This is a genomic window from Streptomyces sp. NPDC030222 (genome assembly GCF_055573115.1).
On the sequence record NZ_JBVICA010000058.1, the window covers coordinates 1 to 3,712 of the forward strand.

Below are 3,712 nucleotides of genomic sequence, written 5' to 3' on the forward strand. Positions count from 1 at the left end.
GTGTCGGTCGTGGCGTGTGACGCCGCCGACCGTGATGCCCTCCGTGTCCTCCTGGCCGCGGAGGCCGAGACGCTCACCGCTGTGGTCCACACGGCAGGCGTTCTGGACGACGGCGTTCTGGACGCCCTGACCCCGGACCGCTTCGAGACCGTCCTGGGTGCGAAGGCGACCTCCGCACTCAACCTGCACGAGCTGACCGTCGAGCTCGGCATCGAGCTCTCCGCCTTCGTACTGTTCTCCTCCATGAGCGGCACGATCGGTGCGGCTGGCCAGGCCAACTACGCTGCCGCCAACGCCTACCTGGACGCCTTGGCCGAGCAGCGGCGTGCCGCCGGCCTGGCGGCTACGTCGATCGCCTGGGGCCCGTGGGCCGAGGGCGGCATGGCCGCCGACGAGGCGCTCGAGGCCCGCATGCGCCGCGGCGGCGTGCCTCCCATGAACGGCGATCTCGCGATCACGGCGCTCCGGCAGGCCGTCGGGGCCGACGACGCTGCCCTGACGATCGTCGACCTCGACTGGGAGCGGTTCGCTCCCGGCTTCACGGCGGTACGCGTCGCGAGGCTGCTCGCCGAACTGCCCGAGGCCGAAGCCGCCACCCGCAGTGCCGAGCCCGCCGGTGTCCGTTCCGAGCGTTCGGGCTCGTCGCTCGCCGAGCAGCTTCGGAGCATGTCCGAGAGCGACCGGGAGCCGTACCTCCTCGACCTCGTGCGCACGCAAGTCGCCGAGGTCCTGGGGCACTCCGGCGCTCAGGACGTCGAGGCCGGACGGGCCTTCCGCGAGATCGGGTTCGACTCGCTCACCGCGGTCGAGCTGCGCAACCGGCTCGGCACGGCGGCCGGGCTGCGGCTGCCCGCCACGCTCGTCTACGACTACCCGACGCCTGCCGCACTCGCCGCCCACCTGCGTTCCGAACTCCTCGGCACGCAGGTCGAGACGGCCGGCCCGCAGGTCACGGCGGTCGGGGACGACCCGATCGCGATCGTCGCGATGAGCTGCCGCTTCCCCGGCGGCGTACGGACCCCGGAAGACCTCTGGCAGCTCCTGGCGTCCGGCACCGACGCGATCTCGGACCTTCCGCTGGACCGCGGCTGGGACCTCGACGCCCTCTACGACGCAGAACCGGGCGCCCAGGGCACCTCGTACGCCCGGCAGGGCGGATTCCTCTACGACGCCGCCGACTTCGACGCGGACTTCTTCGGTATCTCGCCGCGCGAGGCCCTCGCCATGGACCCGCAGCAGCGCCTGCTGCTGGAGACCTCCTGGGAGGCGTTCGAGCGGGCCGGCATCGACCCCGAGACGCTGCGCGGCAGCCAGGCGGGTGTGTTCGTCGGCACCAACGGCCAGGACTATCTGTCCGTCCTCCTGGAGGAAACGGCTGGTCTTGAAGGGCACTTGGGCACGGGCAACGCCGCCAGCGTCGTGTCCGGCCGGCTGTCGTACGTGTTCGGTCTGGAAGGCCCGGCGGTGACGGTCGACACGGCGTGCTCGTCGTCGCTGGTCGCGTTGCACTGGGCGATCCAGGCGCTGCGCAACGGCGAGTGCTCGATCGCCCTCGCCGGTGGTGTGACGGTGATGTCCACCCCTGGCACCTTCATCGAATTCAGCCGTCAGCGCGGCCTGGCCGCGGACGGCCGGATCAAGGCGTTCGCGGCTGCCGCGGACGGCACCGGCTGGGGCGAGGGCGCCGGCATGCTGCTCGTCGAGCGGCTGTCCGATGCCCGCCGCAACGGCCATCCCGTCCTCGCGGTGATCCGAGGCTCCGCCGTCAACCAGGACGGCGCCAGCAACGGTCTGACCGCGCCGAACGGTCCCTCGCAACAGCGGGTGATCCGCGCCGCACTCACGAGCGGCGGCCTGTCGGCCAGGGACGTGGACGCGGTCGAGGCCCACGGCACGGGTACGACCCTCGGCGATCCGATCGAGGCCCAGGCCCTGCTGGCCACGTACGGACAGGACCGGCCGGAGGGCCGTCCGCTCCTCCTCGGCTCGATCAAGTCCAACATCGGTCACACGCAGGCCGCCGCCGGTGTGGCCGGTGTGATCAAGATGGTGCTGGCGATGCAGCACGGTGTGCTGCCGCAGAGCCTCCACATCGACGAGCCGTCGCCGCAGGTCGACTGGGAGGCGGGCGAGGTCGCCCTGCTCACGGAGCGGCGGGCGTGGCCGGAGACCGGCCGCCCGCGTCGCGCCGGTATCTCGTCGTTCGGTTTCAGCGGCACCAACGCCCACACCATCATCGAGCAGGCGCCGGAGGCGGATCCCGGTCAGGACGACGTCGAATCCGCGGACCCGGGCCTCCTGCCCCTGCCGCTGGTGATCTCGGCGAAGAGCGAGGAGGGACTCCGGGCCCAGGCCGCCGGCCTGCGCGCGCGCCTCCTCGAAGACCCCGAGCTCCGTCTCGCCGACGTAGGCAGGACCCTGGCGACCGGCCGCTCGGCGTTCGAGCAGCGTGCCGCGGTGGTCGTCGCGGACCGCGATGGCCTGGTGGCCGGCCTCGCCGCGCTGGCCGACGGCGGCTCGGCGACCGGAGTGGTGACGGGCTCACCGGTCGGCGGCAAGGTCGCCTTCCTCTTCACCGGGCAGGGCAGCCAGCGCCTGGAGATGGGCCGCGACCTCTACAGCGCCTTCCCGGTGTTCGCGGACGCACTGGACGCGGTGTGCGACGGTCTCGACCTCGAACTTCCCCTGAAAGAGGTGCTGTTCGGGTCCGAAGCCGAGCTGCTGGACCGCACGGAGTACACACAGCCGGCGCTGTTCGCGGTCGAGGTGGCGTTGTTCCGGCTGGTGGAGTCGTGGGGTGTGAAGCCGGACTTCCTCGCCGGTCACTCCATCGGTGAGATCGCCGCCGCTCATGTCGCCGGGGTGCTGTCCCTGGCCGATGCGTGCGAACTGGTCGCAGCACGTGGCCGGTTGATGCAGGCGTTGCCGGCCGGTGGTGTGATGATCGCGGTGCAGGCCTCGGAGGACGAGGTCCTGCCGCTGCTCACCGACGACGTCAGCATCGCGGCGGTCAACGGCCCGCAGTCGGTGGTCGTTGCCGGTGACGAGGACGCGGCAGTGGCGATCGCGGAGACCCTCGAGGCGCAGGGCCGGAAGACCAAGCGTCTGGCGGTCAGCCATGCGTTCCACTCGCCGCATATGGACGGCATGCTGGACGACTTCCGCCGGGTGGTGTCCGGGCTGTCCTTCGACTCGCCGCGCATCCCGATCGTGTCGAACCTGACCGGCGCCCTGATCACCGACGAGATGGGCTCGGTGGAGTTCTGGGTGCGGCACGTGCGCGAGGCGGTCCGCTTCCTGGACGGCATCCGCGTCCTGGAGGACGCGGGCGTCACCACGTATCTCGAACTCGGCCCCGACGGCGTCCTGTCCGCCCTCGGCCAGGAGTGCGTCGGCGAGGGCGGGGCGGCGTTCGTGCCCCTCGTCCGGAAGGGGCGCCCCGAGACCGACACGGTGATGGCCGCGCTGGCCCGGAGCCACGTCCGTGGGATCTCCATCGACTGGCAGAACGTCTACGGGGCCGGCGCCCTGCGGTTCGACCTGCCGACGTACGCCTTCCAGCGCCGGCGGTACTGGCCGGAGGCTGTGCTTGCGCGACGCAGTGAGGCCGGCACTCGGTCGGCTGTGGACGGCTGGCGTTACCGGGTGTCGTGGAAGCCGCTGGATGCGTTGTCCGATGTGCGGTTGTCGGGGTCGTGGTTGGTGGTGTCGC

Annotated in this window: 1 protein-coding gene; it reads left to right on the forward strand. The window is 71.7% G+C overall.

Translation table 11 applies throughout. From position 1 onward, the window contains the following. Positions 1-3,712 (forward strand): type I polyketide synthase (locus tag ACZ4Z5_RS33210; protein WP_468269986.1); only part of this gene is annotated, 3,712 nt, incomplete at both ends.